The 19,005-nt window shown below is 64.2% G+C and carries 19 protein-coding genes; 4 read left to right on the top strand and 15 right to left on the bottom strand.

The features are described 5' to 3' along the window. The 3 genes from IVB41_RS00780 to IVB41_RS00770 form a co-directional block, all read right to left on the bottom strand. Positions 1–702: a TetR/AcrR family transcriptional regulator gene (locus IVB41_RS00780; RefSeq protein ID WP_247426179.1), complete on the bottom strand. Its 702-nt coding sequence runs from the start codon at positions 700–702 to the stop codon at positions 1–3. A gap of 133 nt (positions 703–835) precedes the next feature. Further along, positions 836–1,426 (bottom strand): thiamine pyrophosphate-dependent enzyme, encoded by a 591-nt coding sequence (locus tag IVB41_RS00775; protein ID WP_247425876.1) that lies wholly within the window; start codon positions 1,424–1,426, stop codon positions 836–838. Beyond that, complete coding sequence (locus IVB41_RS00770) at positions 1,423–1,965, bottom strand: phosphonopyruvate decarboxylase (RefSeq protein WP_247425874.1); 543 nt, start codon at positions 1,963–1,965, stop codon at positions 1,423–1,425. Before IVB41_RS00770 ends, IVB41_RS00775 begins: the two co-directional genes overlap by 4 nt. 107 nt (positions 1,966–2,072) lie before the next feature. On the opposite strand from IVB41_RS00770, the gene IVB41_RS00765 reads away from it, so the two are divergent. Further along, positions 2,073–3,293 carry a cytochrome P450 gene (locus IVB41_RS00765; RefSeq protein WP_247425873.1) on the top strand — a complete coding sequence of 407 codons (1,221 nt, stop codon included), beginning with the start codon at positions 2,073–2,075 and terminating at the stop codon, positions 3,291–3,293. Between the two features lie 136 nt (positions 3,294–3,429). On the opposite strand, the gene IVB41_RS00760 is transcribed toward IVB41_RS00765, so the two are convergent. The 9 genes from IVB41_RS00760 to IVB41_RS00720 form a co-directional block, all read right to left on the bottom strand. Next, positions 3,430–4,293, bottom strand: coding sequence for a sugar phosphate isomerase/epimerase (locus IVB41_RS00760; protein ID WP_247425871.1), 864 nt, complete (start codon positions 4,291–4,293; stop codon positions 3,430–3,432). Then, complete coding sequence (locus IVB41_RS00755) at positions 4,293–5,498, bottom strand: dihydrodipicolinate synthase family protein (protein WP_247425869.1); 1,206 nt, start codon at positions 5,496–5,498, stop codon at positions 4,293–4,295. The genes IVB41_RS00760 and IVB41_RS00755 overlap by 1 nt, the downstream gene beginning before the upstream one ends. A gap of 10 nt (positions 5,499–5,508) precedes the next feature. After that, positions 5,509–6,660 carry a Gfo/Idh/MocA family protein gene (locus IVB41_RS00750; RefSeq protein WP_018457058.1) on the bottom strand — a complete coding sequence of 384 codons (1,152 nt, stop codon included), beginning with the start codon at positions 6,658–6,660 and terminating at the stop codon, positions 5,509–5,511. After that, on the bottom strand, positions 6,657–8,054 hold the full coding sequence (locus IVB41_RS00745; RefSeq protein ID WP_247399576.1) for a hypothetical protein: 1,398 nt from the start codon (positions 8,052–8,054) through the stop codon (positions 6,657–6,659). The genes IVB41_RS00750 and IVB41_RS00745 overlap by 4 nt, the downstream gene beginning before the upstream one ends. Before the next feature lie 4 nt (positions 8,055–8,058). Continuing rightward, on the bottom strand, positions 8,059–8,889 hold the full coding sequence (locus IVB41_RS00740) for an ABC transporter ATP-binding protein (RefSeq protein ID WP_249802476.1): 831 nt from the start codon (positions 8,887–8,889) through the stop codon (positions 8,059–8,061). 14 nt (positions 8,890–8,903) lie between these two features. Beyond that, positions 8,904–9,896, bottom strand: a complete 993-nt coding sequence (locus IVB41_RS00735) for an ABC transporter substrate-binding protein (RefSeq protein ID WP_026233291.1) — start codon at positions 9,894–9,896, stop codon at positions 8,904–8,906. 63 nt (positions 9,897–9,959) lie between these two features. Then, a complete protein-coding gene (locus IVB41_RS00730) occupies positions 9,960–10,769 on the bottom strand; it encodes an ABC transporter permease (protein WP_247425867.1) in 810 nt (269 codons plus the stop codon). Positions 10,770–11,010: 241 nt separating this feature from the next. Beyond that, positions 11,011–11,670, bottom strand: a complete 660-nt coding sequence (locus IVB41_RS00725; protein WP_027568868.1) for a TetR/AcrR family transcriptional regulator — start codon at positions 11,668–11,670, stop codon at positions 11,011–11,013. Between the two features lie 220 nt (positions 11,671–11,890). Then, positions 11,891–12,739, bottom strand: a complete 849-nt coding sequence (locus IVB41_RS00720; protein WP_247288531.1) for a VOC family protein — start codon at positions 12,737–12,739, stop codon at positions 11,891–11,893. Positions 12,740–12,949: 210 nt separating this feature from the next. Between IVB41_RS00720 and IVB41_RS00715 the strand changes: the two genes are divergently transcribed. Together IVB41_RS00715 and IVB41_RS00710 are read left to right on the top strand one after the other, a co-directional pair. Beyond that, positions 12,950–13,843: a sugar kinase gene (locus tag IVB41_RS00715; RefSeq protein ID WP_247425863.1), complete on the top strand. Its 894-nt coding sequence runs from the start codon at positions 12,950–12,952 to the stop codon at positions 13,841–13,843. A gap of 17 nt (positions 13,844–13,860) precedes the next feature. Then, entirely contained in the window at positions 13,861–14,778 is a 918-nt protein-coding gene (locus IVB41_RS00710) for a ribokinase (RefSeq protein WP_247426177.1), read from the top strand. Here IVB41_RS00710 and IVB41_RS00705 read toward each other — a convergent pair whose 3' ends face one another. Then, positions 14,779–15,999, bottom strand: coding sequence for an NAD(P)/FAD-dependent oxidoreductase (locus IVB41_RS00705; protein WP_247425862.1), 1,221 nt, complete (start codon positions 15,997–15,999; stop codon positions 14,779–14,781). Between the two features lie 223 nt (positions 16,000–16,222). Here IVB41_RS00705 and IVB41_RS00700 point away from each other — a divergent pair, with 223 nt between their 5' ends. Further along, positions 16,223–17,017, top strand: coding sequence for an enoyl-CoA hydratase/isomerase family protein (locus IVB41_RS00700; protein ID WP_247425860.1), 795 nt, complete (start codon positions 16,223–16,225; stop codon positions 17,015–17,017). Between the two features lie 3 nt (positions 17,018–17,020). Here the strand turns inward: IVB41_RS00700 and IVB41_RS00695 are convergent, their stop codons facing one another. Beyond that, complete coding sequence (locus tag IVB41_RS00695; RefSeq protein WP_027568862.1) at positions 17,021–18,361, bottom strand: TRAP transporter large permease; 1,341 nt, start codon at positions 18,359–18,361, stop codon at positions 17,021–17,023. Beyond that, a complete protein-coding gene (locus IVB41_RS00690; protein WP_247399586.1) occupies positions 18,358–18,939 on the bottom strand; it encodes a TRAP transporter small permease in 582 nt (193 codons plus the stop codon). Before IVB41_RS00690 ends, IVB41_RS00695 begins: the two co-directional genes overlap by 4 nt. Positions 18,940–19,005 lie beyond the last annotated feature (66 nt).

The following is a 19,005-nucleotide window of genomic DNA, read 5'->3' as shown; positions in this document are numbered from 1 at the left end:
TCATGCACTCTCTGCAATCGCCGTCTTGTCCGCACACGCGGCCTGATCGCGGCCCAAATGCGAAGCAATTGCGGCGTCGTTAAGTCCGATACCCCTCAGGAGAAACTCACAGAGCTGCCGCTCGAGGTCGTTCGCCTTGCCATAAGCGAGACACGGCGTGGCCGGCAGCCTGGTCAGCGCAGCGGTCATCACGGTGTGATGCGCAAACCAGAACAGGTTGAGCGGTTCGCCGTTGTATGGCCGCGCGTCCCTCGCGGCAACCGCACGCTCGAGCGAGGCGACGAAGGCCGCCCCGATCAGAGTCTCGATCTTGGCATATAGCAAACGGGCAAATTCGCCATCATCCAAATGACTCGTGGTCATCAGTCGCAGGCGCTGGGCCTCTTCCTGGTCGGGCCCGTCGGCGATGTGCATGAAATGCCCCACCATGCCGCGGATCAGTTCGACCAACGTGGCGGTCGACGGCTCACGTTCGAGCAGCTCCATGAGCGCCGGGTCGGCCTCGCATTCGTCGCTGAGAATTTCGGCATACAGCGCGGCCTTGGACGGGAAATGCTTGAACAGCAACGCCTCGGAAATGGCAGCGGCGGCCGCCACGCTCTTGGTCGTGGTGCCGGTATAGCCGTGTCGGGCAAAGCAACGCTTTGCGGCGCCGAGGATCAATTGACGCCTCAGGTCGCTCGTCATACGCAATGAGCTCATGCTAGTGAGTAAGCACTCACCCACGCAAAAGTCAAGCACTATGCTGCATCGCAACCTGAGTGCGTTGTAATTCCAGTGGAAATTGACCTCGCCCACACGGTCCCCGTGCAGGACGGGACGCCGGAACGCCCGCCTAGATCGGTTGGAAGCCGAGGTCGCCGCGAATCCGGTTGAGAATGTAAGTCCCGTCCCGGCTCGGCAAAATCCGCTCCAGATTGGCACTGTCGATCTTCACATTGGCAAAGCGCGGCCCGGCGGTGACGTCGTGGACGGCTCTGGCGAAGGCCTCGACCTCGGCCATTGTCGTCACGGACCGGCTATCCCCGATGCCGCAGGCCCTGGCGACGCCGACGAGGTCGGCCGCCGCGGCCGTGTGGCTGGTCTGGCCCCCGGTCTCGCCATAGGCCTCATTGTCGAGCACCGCGATCGAGAGGTTGGACGGCTTCTGGAGGCCGATGGTGGCAAGGCTGCCCATGCCCATCAGCATCTCGCCGTCGCCGGTGATCACCAGCACCGGCAATTTTGGCTGCGCCAGAGCGAGGCCCAACCCGATCATCGCCGCCCCGCCCATGCCGCCCCAGAGGTAGAAATTCCGGGCATGATCGCCGGCCGCGCACATGTCGTTGGTGGAGGCGCCGAGGCCGCCGATCGCAACCACGTCCCTGCGGTTCGCGAGAAGCGTGGACACCACCTGACGGCGGTCGAGGAGATTGGCCTTGCTCATTTGGTGAAAACCTTGGCGCCGATCAGGCGTTGCGACAGCAGGACGGCGGTGGGCGTGAGCGCGTTGTAGGCCTGCGCGGCCGCCGCCTCGAGCACGGTCGGCACCTCGGCTGCGTTAGACGCCCGCAGCACCTTGACACCCGAGAGCTCGAACACGCCCTGCGTGGTCGATCCCATCGGGACCTGCCACGGATTGAACTCGCCCCACTCGCCACGCATGGTCACCAGCGTGAGGAAGGGAAAGCGCAGGATCGGGATCAGCGACAGCATGTTGATGCAATTGCCGACCCCGCTCGACTGCATCAACAGCACGCCGCGCTGTCCACCCGTCCAGGTGCCGGCGAGCAGCGCCACGCCCTCCTCCTCCGTCGTGAGCGGAATGCCGCGCATCGTGGACGATGCCAGCACGCGCTGGATCAGCCTCGAATGGCCGGCGTCGGGCACGTAGGGCACCTGCCGGACGTCGAAGCGTTGCAGGGCCGCGAAGATATCGTCTGGCCATGAAGGAGCCGTGTCGGCAGCGTCAGAGCGGGCGTGCATTTTCCTGTCCGGTCGGCTTGCAAATCGCGGCTCGACTGTAGACGGTGAACCGAGCCGCTCAAAAGAGCGAATACAGCATATCGGACTCAACCGGCGAGTATGGCGGCATGAACGCAACTGCGAATGAACTGGCGGCCAGTTTCGATCTGGAGAAGCTGACGCCGGAATTCTACGACGATCCCTACCCGACCTATCGTGCACTGCGGGAGAACGAGCCGGTCAAGCGCCTGCGCAACGGCACCGTGTTCCTGACCCGCTATGACGATCTCGTCACGACCTACAAGAACACAAAGTCGTTCAGCTCGGACAAGAAGCGCGAGTTCGCGCCGAAATACGGCGACACCCCGCTCTACGAGCACCACACCACGAGCCTCGTCTTCAACGACCCGCCGGCGCATACGCGCGTGCGGCGCCTGATCATGGGCGCGCTGTCGCCGCGCGCGATCGCGGGGATGGAGCCTGATATCGTCAAGCTGGTCGACGGCCTGCTCGACGCCATCGCCGTCAAGGGCAATTGCGAGCTGATCGAGGATTTCGCCGCATCGATCCCGATCGAGGTGATCGGCAATTTGCTCGACGTGCCCCATGACGAGCGCGCGCCGCTGCGCGAGTGGTCGCTGGCGATCCTGGGCGCCCTCGAACCGGTCGTGTCGCCTGAGGTCGCTGCCCGCGGCAACAAGGCCGTGGCGGATTTTCTCGCCTATCTCGAAACGCTGGTCGCACGCCGACGAGCGAAGCCTGGCAACCCCGGACGCGACGTGCTGACGCGCCTGATCCAGGGCGAGGACAACGGCGAGCGGCTGACAGAGAAGGAGCTGCTGCACAATTGCATCTTCCTGCTCAATGCCGGCCACGAGACCACCACCAACCTGATCGGCAACGGCCTCGTGGCGCTAGACCGGAACCCGGATCAGAAGCAGCGGCTGATCGACAATCCCGAGCTGATCAAGACTGCGGTCGAAGAGATGCTGCGCTACGAGAGTTCGAACCAACTCGGCAACCGCATGACCACGGAGCGGGTCGAGCTCGGCGGCGTCATGCTGGATGCCGGCACGTCGATCACGCTGTGCATCGGCGCGGCCAACCGCGATCCGGCGCAGTTTCCGGACCCCGAGAGCTTCGACATCGCGCGCACGCCGAACCGGCATCTCGCCTTCGCCACCGGCGCGCATCAATGCGCCGGCATGGCGCTGGCGCGGCTGGAAGGCGCCATCGCGGTCTCACGCTTCCTGGCGCGCTTCCCGAACTATGCCGTGAGCGGACAGCCGGTCAGGGGCGGACGGGTGCGGTTCCGCGGCTTTTTGAGCGTGCCCTGCGCGATCGGCTGAGGCCTCAAAACAAAAATCGCGAAAACAACCCCATGCACAGTAGAAGGTTACCGGCGCGCGATGTGCCGGTGATCCCGCGCAACCAATTGACATCTCAGGCCATCGGCGCCGCCGCGCGCAACAAATTCCGGAAGGCCTAAACCACCGTCTTGTGCCGCGAGATGCAGGTTTGCAGCACCTCGTCCATCGGTTTACTCCACCACTCGTTGGAGAAGATTTCGATCTCCGAATAGCCGGCAAAGCCCTGCGCTTCGACCGCTTCGCGCACCGATTTGATGTCGATCACGCCGTCGCCCATCATGCCGCGGTCGTTGAGAATGTCCCTGGTCGGCACCAGCCAGTCGCAGACATGGAAGGCCAGCAGGCGATCTCGGCCGGCGCGCGCGATCTGCCCCATCAGTTCGGGATCCCACCAGATGTGATAGACGTCGAGCGCGATGCCGAGCATCCCGCTGCGATCAGGGTCGAGCCGGTCGCAGATGTCGAGCGCCTGTTTCGTCGTGTTGACGCAGGCGCGGTCCGCCGCATAGGCCGGATGCAGCGGCTCGATCGCCAGCGGCAGCTTGGCCTGTTTGGCGTAGTCGAGCATTTCGGCGAGCGCCTCCTCGACCTGCGTCCGCGCGCCGGCAATGTCCTTCGACGCCTCGCTGCCGGGCCGCGAATATTGCGGCAGGCCGCCGACCACGAGAACGATGCAGGGCGCGCCAAGCGCCTTGGCTTCATCGACGCAGCGCCGGTTATCGTCGCGCACCTCGACCCGCCGCGATGCGTCAGAGGTGAACATACCGCCACGGCAATAGCCCGACAGGTCGAGACCGGCATCGCGCACCGCGCGCGCGGCGCGGTCGAGACCGACGGCGGCGACCTGATCGCGCCAGGGATCGATGGCGCGGATGCCGTGCCTGGCACAGGCGTCGATGATCTCGACGAGGTCGCCCTGCTTGCGGATTGTCGCCGTGTTGAGCGATAGCCAGCGATGATTAGACGAGAAATCACGCATCAGGATTCGATTCCGTGCGTTGCGAGCACCGCCTTCATCCGCCGCGTCGCCAGCTCCGGATCGGCGAGCAGCCCGGCCTTGTCGGCCAACCGGAACAGCTCGGCCAGATGCAGCGTCGAGCGCGTGCTCTCCTGCCCGCCGACCATGGTGAAGTGGTCCTGGTGACCATTGAGGTATGCCATGAACACCACGCCGGTCTTGTAGAACCGCGTCGGCGCCTTGAAGATGTGGCGCGACAGCGGGACCGTCGGCCCCAGCACGTCGTGGAAGCCGGCTTCGTCACCCGCTGCCAACCGCGACAACGCGTAGGACGCCGCCGGCGCGATCGCGTCAAAAATGCCGAGCAGCGCGTGCGAAAAGCCCTGTTCGTCGCCGGCGATCAGCTCCGCGTAGTTGAAGTCGTCGCCCGTGTACATCTTGATGCGCTTGTCGAGACGACGGCGCATGTCGATCTCGCGCTGCTTGTCGAGCAGCGAAACCTTGACGCCGTCGACCTTGGCGGCGTTGCCGTTGATGATGGCGACCGCAATATCCATGGCCTTGTCGAGATCGCTGGTGCCCCAATATCCCGTCAGCGCCGGATCGAACATGTCGCCGAGCCAGTGGATGATCACGGGCTCGCGAACCTGCGACAGCACGCGGTCATAGACCTTTGCGTAATCGTCGGCGTTACGGCCAAGCTTCGCCAGCGCGCGCGACGCCATCAAGATGATGCGGCCGCCGACCTTCTCGACCGCCGATACCTGCTCCTCATAGGCGCGGATCACGTCGTCGAGATTTTTGGCGTCCTCGACCGGGAGATGGTCCGTGCCCGCGCCGGAAAACACCAGGCCGTTGCGTCGCTTCGCGGCAGACACCGAGCGCGTGATCAGCTCCAGCGAGGTCGGCCAATCCAGCCCCATGCCGCGCTGCGCGGTGTCCATGGCTTCCGCGACGCCGAGCCCGAGGTCCCAGACGTGCTCGCGAAAGGCGATGGTCTTGTCCCAGTCGACGGCGGCGGAGAGCCACGGGTCGTTGTCGGCGAAGGGATCGACCACGGTATGGACGGCCGAGAACGCGATGCGGTTCAGCGGGCCCTCGAGCTTTGCGGGAAACGTTCGCGAGGCCGCGAGCCGGTAGGTCTCGATCGAGCGATCGGCTTTTGGCAGCTTGAGCGACAGGGACGACGTTGAAGGGACGGGCTTGGGCTGGACGGGCTTGTTCATTATTCCCTCCTCAGACCTTGATCGGCGCGACATCGATCCAGCGCCGCTCCTTCCAGCTCTTCAGCGCGCATTCGGCGAGCTGCACGCCCTTGACGCCCTCGAGCAGCGTGAACTTGTAGGGCGCATCCTCGTAGACGTGGCGGATGAACATCTCCCACTGCTCCTTGAAGCCGTTGTCGTAGGTGACGTTGTCAGGCAGCTTCTGCCAGTCGCCGTAGAAATCGTGCAGCCGCTTCTCGTCGGGATTCCACACCGGTCGGGGCGTCGCCTGCCGCGCCTGGATCATGCAGTCGGAAAGGCCGGCGACGGCCGAGCCGAGCGTGCCGTCAACCTGGAAGGTGACGAGATCGTCGCGATAGACGCGCGTCACCCAGGACATATTGATGTGGGCGATGGCGCCGCCCTTGAGCTGGAACGTGGCATAGGCGGAGTCGTCCGCGGTCGCCTTGTACTTCTTGCCCTGCTCGTCGAAACGCTCCGGGATGTCGGTGTTGCCGATGCAGCTCACGCTCTCGACCTCGCCGAAGAGATTGTCGAGCACGTAGCGCCAGTGGCAAACCATGTCGAGGATGATGCCGCCGCCGTCCTCGTCGCGATAATTCCATGACGGCCGCTGCGCCTCCTGCCAGCCACCTTCGAACACCCAATAGCCGAACTCGCCGCGCACCGAGAGGATGCGGCCGAAGAAGCCGGAGTCGCGCAGGAAGGCAATCTTCTTCAGGCCGGGCAGGAACAGCTTGTCCTGCACCGTGCCGTGCTTGATGCCCTTGGAATTGGCGAGCTTGACGACCTCGAGCGCCGCCTCGAAGTTCGTCGCGATCGGCTTCTCGCAATAAACGTGCTTGCCGGCATTGATGGCCTGGGTCAGAAGGCCCGGCCGCGCCTGTGTGGTCGCGGCATCGAAGAACATGGTGTCGTTCTTGTCGGCGAGGGCGGCATCGAGATCGGTGGTCCAGCGCGTGATGTTGTAGCGCTTGGCGAGCCCCTCGACCTTCTCGGCGCTGCGGCCGACCAGGATCGGGTCCGGCATCACGCGGTCGCCGTTCTTCAAGCGGACGCCGCCCTGCTCGCGGATCGCGACGATCGAACGGATCAGATGCTGATTGAGCCCCATGCGGCCCGTGACGCCGTTCATGATGAGGCCGAGGCGTTGGGTGGTCATGCCGATTGCTCCCAGAGTGATTTTGGCTGTTCGAGCGGGCGTAGCGCCGACCAGTCCGGATGAACCGACGTCGCAAAGCCCGTTACATTGAGCGATCCCGTGAGGAGATCGCCGTTGTGAATGGAGAGGCGGATGCCCTGCCCGGCATCCGCGTAGAGATCGGGATGCGCGACAGCGAAAGCCTGGGCCTCCGCGGCGGGCGTATCACCGAAGCCATCGACGTAATGGTGGCCGTTACGTTCGGCATGGGTGATGCCGATGAAGGCACCGAGCGCAAGGTCCTGCTGCACGGCGAGGCCCGCCTGGCAGGTCAGGTCCTCGCCGGTCACGAAGAATCTTTCGCCGGCCACGCTCCATTTCGCCGCGCGCGTCGCGTTGACGATGGACTTGTAAAGCCCTTTGCACGATTTCGACGAGATGCCGTGATAGCCAAGCGCCCGTGCCGCAGGAAACGCGTCGTAGGAATCGTCGGCTTCGTCGATGATGAAGCCACGCGCAGCGAGCGAGCCGAGCGGCGACAGCCTCGTAACATCGCGCGGCATTGGCTGCTCGATATAGAGCAGCCTGGATGAAATCGATCGCAGCGCAGTGTCATGGTCGAGCCGGCCGATGAGTTCATGCAAGGCTGCGAGATCGGCATATTGCTCGTTGGCATCGAGCGTCACCTTGTAGTCACGGTCCAGCGCATCGAGCTCCTTTCCAATGCGCGCCAGCCGCGCTGCATCGGCGACGGGGTCCCCCGACAGCTTCAGCTTGAAGTATCTTGCACCGGAGTTCTCGTGGGGATCTGCAACTCCGCCCTCGCCTTCAACGGTGTCGTCGAGACCGACGGTATGCCTGATGGCAACGCGCGCCAGCGGCTTCCGGCCGGATAGAAACGTCTTGAGATCCGTGTCCTTCAGGTCGGGCGAAAGCCGCGCATCGATGCCGGCGATGTTGCCGGCCATGCCGTCGAAAAAATTGGTCTCGGCCGCACGGAGCAGCGCGTCGAGGATCGCTTTGTCGATTTCGGCAGGGCCGTAGGCCGCGGCAAGCGCCGGAATGTTCTTTTTCGCACAGGTCGCGACCTGGGCACCGACGCACGATGCATGCAGATCGAATGCCGTGAGAAATCCGGTTCGCGCAAGATAAAGCCCCCGCGCGATCTCCAGCGAGCGGCGCAAATCATCGACGGTCTGCGCCGGCGACAGTTCCGGCCGCTTGTCGAACCATTTCGGCACCAGCAGCTCGGCGCTGGCACCGAATGCACTTCCCCTGCCCTCGACCTCGATCTCGACCCGCACGAACAGCTGCGGCGTCGCATTGATGGTGATCGCGCCAAAGCGGAACGGCCGCGCGAACTGCACGGGACGTTCGAAGAACGCGATATCTCGCAGCTTCAGACGCGGCGCCATGGCTTTAGTCCAGCGAACCTTGCGAGAAAAAGTGCTTGCGGATGCGCTGTACGAGTTCGGTGAACACAGGGTCGGCCATCACGTCCAGCGAGCGCGGGCGCGGCAGCGGCACGTCGTAGATGGCGGCGACCGCGCCGGGCCGCTCGGTCATGACCAGCACGCGATCGGCGAGGAACACGGCCTCGGGGATCGAGTGCGTGATCAGCAGGACCGTCTTCCTGGTCTCGCGCTGGATCCGCATCAGCTCGACATTCATGCGCTCGCGCGTCAACGCGTCGAGCGCGCCGAACGGCTCGTCCATCAGCATGATCCGGGGATCATGCACCAGGGCGCGGCAAATCGAGGCGCGCTGCTGCATACCACCGGAGAGCTGCCACGGCAGCTTCTTCTCGAAACCTTCGAGCCCAACCAGCTTCAACAGCGCCTTGGCGCGGTCGAGATATGTCTGCCGCGGCAGCCGCTTCATGTCGATCGGCAGCATCACGTTGGACAGGATGTTGCGCCATGGCAGCAGCAGCGCGTTCTGGAACACGATGCCGACATTGCCGTGCGGCGCCGTCACCTTCTCGCCCTCGACCAGGATATCGCCCGTGGTCGGCGGCAGCAGTCCCGAGATCAGCTTGAGCAGCGTGGACTTGCCGCAGCCGGATGGGCCGACCACGACGAAGAACTCGCCGTCATTGATGTGGAAGTCGAGCGGCCGCAACGACGGCACATCGCCGTCGCGCGTCCGGTAGGTCTTCGACACGCCTGACAGCTTGATGCCCGACGCATCGCCGGCAGCCCGGTCGCTCACCAGTCTCAGATGCGCGGCCGGTTGCAGGGTTTCGCTCATGGTTGTCGCGGGTTTCACGAACCGCTCTTCGGCAGATAGTCGTTGGTATAGAACGCCTTCGGGTTCTCCTTGGCCTTGGCGTCGAGCCCGCCATATTCGACCATCAGATTGACCGAGTCCGTCATGTTCTGGTCGGTGACCTGGAACGGCCGCTTGCTCTTGGTCTCGGGCGTCCGGTAGAGCGGAATGGTCAGCTCAAAACCTTGCGTCAGCGTGTCGATCTTGCCGCCCTTGGGGTTGGCATCGAGGATCGACTGCGCTGCCGCCTTCGGCTCCTTCTCAGCGGCCTCGACCGCCTTGGTCGTGGCCGACATGAAGCGGCGGACGAGATCGGCATTGGCCTTCACATAATCAGTATTGGCAATGATGCCGGAGGAGACCATGTTGATGCCGTAGTCGGCGAACTTGATCGGATAGACGTCCTTGCCGGTGGCGTCCTTGATCTTCATCGACTGGTCCATGACGTAGCCGAGCAAGAGGTCAGCCTGGCCGTTGATGACCGCGTTGAGCTTGGTCTGGCCATCGCCCGCCACCGTCTGGAAGTCGCTTTCCTTGAGGCCGGTCTTCTTCAGGAACAGCGGCCAGATCTGGGTCATGGAATCGGCCGGCGTGATCGCGACCGTCTTGCCCTTGATATCCTCGGGCTTCCTGATGTTCTTGTCGACGAAACCCATGGCGGACATCGGGCTGGTCTGGAGCAGCACGCCGGTCGCAACCACCGGCGCACCCTTGATCGCCGCGCGCATCATGGTGGGCACGTCGACATAGCCGAAATCGGCGGTCTTGGCGGCCACCGCCTGGGTGGTCGCAGCCGAGCCACGGCCTTCCTGAATTTCGAGGTCGATGCCCTCGGCCGCATAAATGCCCTTGGCCTTGCCGTAATAGAACGGCGCGTGCTCGCCATAGACGTACCAGTTGAGCATCAGCACGACCTTGTCGGCCGCTTGCGCCGGCATGGCCGCAAACACCATCAGCGCCGCCGAGACAGCTCCTATCCACCGCTTCATCGTCACACTCCCTTGTCGTTGTTTGCGTCGGCCGTTGGCGGCCGTTCGTTGCTTTGGTTGTTGTTAAGAGGCGAAAATCACGTCCTCGCGCTGGCTGACATGCCAGGGGATGACCAGCTTCTCGATCCGGTCCACAATCCAGAACAGGATGACGCCGAGCAACGCGAGGATCACGAGGGCCGCAAACATCGTCGGCAGGTCGAAGGTGCCGATCGAGCGCTGCATCACATAGCCGATGCCGGAATTGGAGCCGACGAACTCGCCGACGACGGCGCCGACCACGGCGAGCGTCACCGACACTTTGAGGCCGGAGAAGATCGCGGGCAGCGCATGCGGCAGGTTCACCGCGCAAAACACCTGGAAGCGGCTGCCCTGCATGGCGCGGGCGAGATCGACCATATCCGGATCGACGGATTTGAAGCCTTGCACAGCGGAGACCACCACCGGGAAAAACCCAAGCAGGAACGCCGAGATCACTTTCGGAATGATGCCGAAGCCGAACCACACCACGAACAGCGGAGCGATCGCGATCTTCGGCACGGATTGCGAGAACACCAGCAGCGGATAGACGTAGCTCTCCACTGTCTTGGAGCCCGCGATCAGCATCGCGATGGGGATCCCAAAAAGCGCCGAGAGCGCGAAGCCGCAGACGGTTGCATAAGTCGTCGGCCAAGACTGGCGCAGCAGTTCCGGCCAATCGGTGAGCAGCACCGCAATGACATCGCCCGGCGACGGAATCTGGTAGGCGGGAATCTTGAACAGCCGGATGGCGAGATCCCAAGCCACGACGATGAACACCAGGAACAAAAACGGCCGGATCCAGGCCGCATTCAGCATCTTGGACACCGCACTCTGCGGCTTCAGCTCAGCCACGTCTCACTCCCGGTCGTCTTGTTCGTTGGGCGAGAAATTAACCCGTTGGGTAAATACTGTCCAGCGGTTTTCCTGCGACGTTTTGGACAGGGGTTCCGCAAAGGTCGTGCCGTTCCGGCGAAGGCCGGGACCCATACCCACAGGGCAAAATTTGGCGAAGGCTGGTTGGCGGGGACGGCCACCGCGCACTATCGATAGATAACGCGGTATGGGTCCCGGCCTTCGCCGGGACGACGATGGACTACGCCGTCTGCGCCACCGCGGCGCGCGACTTCGGCGCCTTCGTAGCATCTAGCAACGCTGCGGAGCGCCCCGTCAGCGCCGCCAGCACGAGGCCGACCATGTGGTCCAGCCGCTCGTCCTTGGCGTCCTTGGCCAGCAAATCGCGACCGAAGATCACGCTGAGCGTCGCCGAGTTCGACAGATAGAAGAAGCACAGTCCCGCGATCGAGATGTAGAGCTGGACAGGATCGACCGCGACCTTGAAGTCGCCGCCGGACACGCCGCGCCGCACCACGGTGCCGATCATCTCGACGAAGGGCGAGTGCATCGACTTGACCTTGGTCGATTTCTTGAGATGCTTTGCGCGCGCGAGATTCTCGGTCTGGAGCAGCGACAGGAATTCGGGATTGCGCAGGAAGTAATTCCAGGTGAACTCGATCAGGCGGCGGATGGCCTCGGGCGGATCGAGATGTTCGAGATCGAGCCCGCGCTCCTCGCTGCGGATCTTGTCGTAGGCGCCTTCGAGCACCGCGAGATAGAGCTCGTCCTTGTTGCCGACGTGATAATACAGCATCCGCTTGTTGGCGCCGGCGTTGGCCGCGATGCGGTCGACGCGCGCACCGGCAAGCCCGTGCGCCGAGAATTCCTGCTTGGCGGCTTCGAGAATGCGCAGCCGCATCCCCTCGGGATCGCGCTGCCATTTCAGAGTTCGCTTTGCCGCTACTTTCGCCAAACCGGGTGCTCGCTGGGTGCTATCAGGATGCCGTGTAACACGCGCTCGGCCCGCCGCATAGTTTCGTCATTGCGAGCGTAGCGAACCAATCCAGACTGCCACCACGGAGACAGCTGGATTGCTTCGTCGCAAGAGCTCCTCGCAATGACGAGGGGAGGACTGAACCTCAATCCACCGGCTTCGGCGAGCGCTCCAGCAGGACCGTCTGGATGCCGCAGGTGCCGGTCCGCACCGTCATCACCCGCGTGCCCGGCTTGCGGCCGTTGCGCACGTCGCTGACGTCGAGGCCGGCGGCAATCAGGCGGGCGCGCGTGGCGTCGATGTCGGCCACCCGCCAGCTCAGGCCCCAGAGGCGGTCATGCAGGGAATCGCCGCCCGCAACGGGGCGGCGCACCACCTCGACGACGAGATCGCCGCAGCGGAAAAACATCAGCTGGCCCCAATCCTGATGCGAGCGGTCGAGCGCCAGATCGAGCCCGAGTCGCGCGCCATAGAGCGCGGCAGCGCGATCGGAATCCTCGGTGGTGATCACGACGTGGTCGAGCGCATCGATCGGCCCGATATCAGTCGTCTTCGAAAGCGGGCGCTCATCAGCCAGTTCGAGGAAGAACATGCGCACGCCGCGCGTGAGCTCCGTGGCGGCGCGCGTTCGCTTCCAGTGCAGGACCGCGCCGCTCTCCGCGTCGCTGCTTTCGACCTCGGCAACCGGATCCGGCATGAGTGCCACCCGCTCCAGCCGCCGGTGCGTTTTGCTCATGTCCGCGACACGAAAGCACAGGCTGGCGAGCACGCCTTCCTGATCGCCAAGCAGCGCGCGCATGCGATCGGCGGTCACGCTGAAGCCGTTCGGCGCCATCAATTCGATCGTCATGTTCGCGAGAGTGAACAGCACACGGTCGGCGCCCTCGCCCGAATTCTGCCAGGCCGGCGCGCGCCCGAGCAGTGTCTGATAGGCCGCCCTGGCCGCACCGATATCCCTGACCAGAGCGACGACGTGATCGAGGCCGGTGATCATGTTTCCCCCTGTTGACCGGCCCGGAACCATGGACCGAGAGACGGCGTTTGTCCGGGCTTGGCATTACCCGGTGATGGTCGTATTCCGGCCGCATGCCGACCTCAAGCACTCCGAGCGGCGGTTTTGCGAATAATTTCAGCGGTCCCGCGGCGGAACCGGTGTTACAGTAAGCACGCCGGCCGGGACCACAAAGCGCATCACGGACAAGCAATGCAGGCTCTCTTCATCGGACAGACCTATATCGACGTCGTCTTCATCACCGACCACATGCCGACCGGCGACGAGAAGCACGTGGCCTCCGACTACGCGGTTTCCTTCGGCGGCAATGCGGTGACCGCGGCGTTCTGCTGCGCCAAGCTCGGCATCGTGCCCGATCTGATCGCCACCGCGGCCAATGACTGGCTCGGCCGCATGTTCATGGACATGTGCGCGAAATACGCGATCTCGCTGCATGGACGGAAGGTCAACCAGTCCTCGCTGTCCTTCATCATGCCGAAGGATGGCAAGCGCGCCATCGTCCGCTGCCGCGACGACGACCACATCCATCCGTTCCCGATGCTCAATCTCGGCGGCTGCCGCGCGCTGCACGTCGACGGCCATCAACCCGATGCCGCGATCCACTACGCGAAAGTCTGCCGCGAGGCCGGCATCTTGACCTCGCTCGACGGTGGCGGCCTTCGCACCAACACGCATGAGCTATTGGAATTCATTGACGTCGCCATCGTTGCCGAGCGCCTGTGCGAGCAGATGGATCTGCCGCCGGAGAAGATGCTGGATTACCTCAAGAGCCGCGGCTGCAAGATCGGCGGCATCACCATGGGCGAGAAGGGCCTGCTCTGGTACAACGAAACAGGCGCGGTCGAGATCATGCCGGCGATGCCGATTCCGCGCGAGCGTGTGATCGACACCAACGGCGCAGGCGACGTCTTCCACGGCGCCTATGTCTATTCCTATCTTGCCCATCCCGGCAAAAGCTGGCGCGAGCATTTTGATTTTGCCCGGGCAGCCTCGACCTTCAAGATCCAACGCCTTGGCAACGAAGCCGGCCTGCCGACGCTGGTCGACATCGCCAAGGTCAGGCACGAGTTCGAGGTCAGGGTCTAGCGTTCGCAGGGGTCATGATGGGGCGCGTCTTCGTCGCCGGCAGCATCAATATGGATGTCGTGGCGACAGCCGATCGCCATCCGAAGATCGGCGAGACCGTCGCCGGCAAGCAGGTGCTCTATTTTCCGGGTGGCAAGGGCGCCAACCAGGCGGTGGCGGCGTCGCGACTTGGCGCGCGGACCACGCTGATCGGCCGGCTCGGCAAGGATTCGTTCGGCGGTGAGCTGAGGACGTTCCTCGGCGCGCAAGGCATCGATCTCGGCTACCTCCAGGAGGCGGCCGAGGCGCACACCGGCACCGCCATCATCACGGTCGCAGACGCCGACAACACCATCGTCGTCATTCCCGGCAGCAATGCGCTCGTCGGCATCGACGACGTCGCGACCGTCCCGCTGACGAAAGGCGATGTCGCGGTCAGTCAATTCGAGATCCCGCTGCCGACGATCGCCGCGTTCTTCCAGCGGGCTCGCGACATTGGCGCCACGACGCTGCTCAATCCGGCCCCGGCACAAACCATGTCGGGCGAATTGCTCGCGCTGGTCGACATCCTCGTGCTGAACGAGACCGAGCTCGGCCTCCTCGCCGGGGTCGAGTTGTCCGACAGGGACGAGGCTTCGCGGATCCTCGACGTCGCGCGAAAACTTCAGGCGCGCGAGGACCAGACCATCTGTGTGACCCTCGGCAAGCGCGGCGTGCTGGCGCTCGCGGGACGCGAGGAGTTTTCGGTGTCCGGCCGCGTGGTGAAGGCGCTCGACACCACAGGCGCAGGCGATTGTTTTGTGGGAGCGCTCGCGGCGCAACTTGCCGACGGCGTCGACTTGCGCGCGGCACTCGCCTTCGCCAATGCCGCCGCCTCGATCTCCGTGCAGCGCATGGGCGCGGGGCCGTCAATGCCGACGGCCGGGGAAGTCGCCGCCGTCCTCAACGCCGGCTGATCACGCCAGCGCGCCCTTCAGGTCAAAGCTTTCATCGGCGGCCTGCTCCGGCGTGATCGAGCGATCCAGGCCGAACAGGCGGCGGCCGAACATGTGGTCGCCGGCACGGTTGATCGATTCGATGCCGAGCAGGCTGTCGCCCTTGTAGCAGAACGCCGAGAACGCCTTCCTGGCGGGATCGCCGCGTAGCACGACGCGGTCGTAGCCGGTGGTGAGGCCTGCGATCTGGAGCTTGTCCTCGCCCTGGTCGCTCCAGAACCAGGGATGGCTGTCATAGGCCTTGCGGTCGCCGGTCAGCCGCGCCGCGAGGCAGCGCGCGTGATCAGTGGCATTCTGCACCGATTCCAGCCGCTGCGATCCGCCGAAGCGCGGGCTTGCGAACAGCGCGCAATCGCCGATCGCCGAGATATCGGGATCGGCCGTCGAGAGATATTCGTCGACGATGATACCGGCCGCGACCGGCAGCCCCGCCTCCGCCGCGAGCTCGATATTCGGCAGCACGCCGACGCCGACCACGACGAGATCCGCCGGCAGATGCCTTCCGTCGCTCAAGGAGACGCCGGTGACCTTGCCGCCCTCTGTCTCGATGGATGTTGCCTGCACGCCGAGGTGAATGCGGATGCCGGCCTCGCGATGCCGCGCCTGAAAATACTCCGAGACCTCCGCCGTCACCGCGCGCGCCATCACGCGCGGGGCGAGTTCGAGCACGTCGACCTCGAGGCCCTTGATGCGCGCGGTGGACGCGAATTCGAGGCCGATGAAGCCGGCGCCGATCACCACCACCCGCGTCTTCGACGGGATGATCTCTCGCAGAGTCTCGCTCTCGTCGAGGATGCGCAAATATTTCACGTCGGGGAGATTGGCATTGGGCAGATCGAGCAGCCGGTTGCGCGCGCCGGTCGCCAGCACGAGGTGGCCATAGGGCAGCGTCCTGCCCGAGGCGAGCAGCACCTTGCGCCCCGCGCGGTCGATCGACACCGCGCGGCCCGCAACCAGCTCGATGGTCTGGTCCTGGTAGAATTTCTCCGGCCGGAACATCAGGCTCTCCGGCCCGGACGAACCCTTGATGTAGGCCTTGGACAGCGGCGGCCGCTGATAGGGCAGATGCGCCTCGTCATTGACCAGGCAGATGGGCGCGGAAAATCCTGCCTGGCGCAGCGATGCCGCGACCTGGTAGCCGCCATGGCCGGCACCGATAACGACCACCGGACCATCCGTCATTGGACAGCCCATTTCCGCAAGGCACGAGCGTCACCCATGTCGTCTCCTCTCTCTGATTTTGGCTTGCTAGCCTAGGAGGAGCCGGCGCTCGTGTCCGTCCCTAAACGAAGGCCTGCCCATTTGAGCCTATCGTTCCCGCTTGCGCAAGAGCGCCAGGCGGGGATTGTCACCCCTCGCCTTCTGCGATTTAGTTCGTGCATCGACCTCATGCCGGGGATTTCCGATGACCGCTCCCGTCTCCCAGTCCGACGATCCCGCCTTGCTGCGCATCGATGGCCCGATTGCGACGATCACGCTCAACCGGCCCGCCGCGTTCAACTCGATCAATCTGGCGATTGCACAAAAGCTCGAACAGCTCGCGGCCTACATTGAGGGCGCCGACGATATCAGGGTCGTGGTCCTCGAAGGCGAAGGCCGCGCCTTCTCGGCCGGCGGAGATCTGCAGACGATCGGCGCCGCGGCTGAAGCCAATACGGTGACGCCTGTCGTCGGCGAGCTGTTGAAGCATTATCATGCCTTCATCGAAATCATTCGGCGCATGCCGAAGATCTCGCTGTCCAGCGTGCACGGCTCAGCAGCCGGCGCCGGCATGGGCCTCGCCTTCGTCACCGATCTCTGCATCGCGGCGGAGGACGCCAAATTCGCGCCGGCCTACGCCAAGATCGGCGTGTCGCCGGACGGCGGATCCACGGTCGGCATCGTCAACACGGTCGGCCCGCGCCGCGCGCTCCAGATTTTCCTCGCCGAGGACAATTTCACCGCGCAGCAGGCCCATGAATGGGGCCTGGTTGCGAAGGTCGTTCCCGCCGCCGAGCTGAAGGCGGCAACGCGAACTCTCGCCGTGCGGCTGGCGCAGAACCCGCCGGCCGCGATTGCCGGCACCAAATCGCTGATCTACCAGGCCGCCACCACGCCGGTGAAGCAGCAGCTCGACGCCGAGGAGCACAAGATCATCATGGCGATGAACACGGAGGAGTTTCGCGCTGCCGTGAAGAAATTCACCAGCAAGAGCAAGTAGCTCTCACTGCGGACAGATGTACCCCGTCCCCGCGGGGGACTTGAAGCAGCCGACCGACTCGGGGAGCACCTGCCGCGGCAGCCACAGCACCACGCTCGGGAAGTAGATCGCGAACGCGATCGTCCCGAGGAAGACCAGATAGATCGGCAACGCGGCGCGTAGCGCCTTTGCGAAACTGACGCCGACGAATTTCGACGCCATCAGCAGCACCAGGCCATAAGGCGGCGTGATCAGTCCGAAGGCGAGCGTGGCGATCAGCACCACGCCCATGTGAACGGCGTTGATGTCGCCGGCTTCCGTCAGCGTGTTGACCAGCGGCATGAAGATGATGATGGTCGGTACCGGTTCGATGAAATCGCCGACGACCGTGAACAGCAGTACCATCAGCAACATGATCAGATGCGGATCGTTGCCGGCGAGCGAGGTGATGACTTCGGCGATGTAGCTTGCACCGCGCAAATAGGCGAGCATCCAGCCGAACGCATTGGCGGCGCCGATCGTGATCAGCGGCAGCGAGAAGATCAGGCCCGCAAGACAGAAATCGTACGGAATCTTCCTGATATGCCCGCGGTTGAGCGCGGGGATCACGACCACGACAATCCAGACCACGGCGACGACGCCGGCTTCCGTCGGCGTGAACCAGCCGGTCAGGATGCCGCCCAACAGGATCACCGGGATCATCAGCGGTAGCGCCGCATCGCCGGCCGCGAACACCACCTGCCGCAGCGGCGCGCGCGGCTTGCGCAGGCCGGACGGACCGAAGAAATAGCAGTAGATCATCAAGCCGAAGCCGATCATCAGGCCCGGCACGACGCCTGCCATGAACAGGCCGGCGATCGAGACGTTGCCGACCGCGCCATAGACCACCGCGGTGATGCTCGGCGGCACCAGCGCCGCAATCGTCGAGGCGGATGCGATGATGGCGGCGATGAAGGCGGGCTCGTAGCCCTCGCGTTTCATCGGGCCGCCCAGCGCGCGGCTCATCACCGCGACGTCGGCGGTGGTCGAGCCCGACATTTCCGAGAAGAACATGCTGAAGACGACCACGACCTGCGACAGGCCGCCTCTGATGTGGCCAACGAGCGACACCGAGAGGTTGGCTATTCGAACCACCACATTGGCCGAGCTCATGAGCTCGCCGACCAGCAGGAAAAAGGGGATCGCCAGCAGCGCCTCGGAATCGACGCCGTCGAAGACTTTCTGGATGATCGCGGCGAGCGAGACGTCCGACAGGAGCGCGCCGATGAAGACGCCGGCCATCAGCGAGAACGGCACTGGCACGCCGAGATAGCCGAACGACAGGAAGCAGACCGTCATCAACGCCAGAACGATGGGTGCGCTCACGGCTGCGCCCTCATCTGTGCGTCGGTGATGACAGGCGCCCCGTCATCCTCTTCGGGCGGCTCGGGGTGGTCAAAGCCGTTGCGCAGACCGTTGACGAGCTGCTCGATGGTGAACAGGCCGACCAGCACGCCCGACAGCGGAATGATCGCGTAGAGCGAGGCGATCGGCGTGCCCGACGGCAGGCGAAAACTGCCGAAGCCGCGAAGATAGTTCTGATAACCGTACAAGATCAGGCAGAAGGCGACGCCGAGCACCACGATGCGGATGATGATTTCGACGATCAGACGCGGCGTGCCGTGCATCGCCTCGGAGATTGCGGTGAGATAGAGGTGGTCGTTGCGCCGGGTCGCAGCCGCGGTGCCGACGAAGATCGCGTAGATGAACAGCGTCGACGTGACTTCCTGGAGCCATAGCCAGGGATGGCCGATGGTGCGGGTGACGATGTCGGCGGTCACCGACAGCGAGAAGCCGAAGCAGAGCACGCCGCAGAGGATCATCAGCGCGAGCTCGAGCCAGTCGAGCCCGCGCCATTTGAGGTGACGCTGGCGTTGCACCAGCAGTTTGTCGGCGATGGTCATCACTATCCCCGTCGTCCCGGCGAAAGCCGGGACCCATACCCCCGGCTGCGTGTGGTCAAAGCGAGC

The organism is Bradyrhizobium sp. 44 (assembly GCF_023073095.1).
In the GTDB taxonomy this organism is placed as follows: domain Bacteria; phylum Pseudomonadota; class Alphaproteobacteria; order Rhizobiales; family Xanthobacteraceae; genus Bradyrhizobium.
This window is presented reverse-complemented; position numbering and strand designations above follow the sequence as displayed.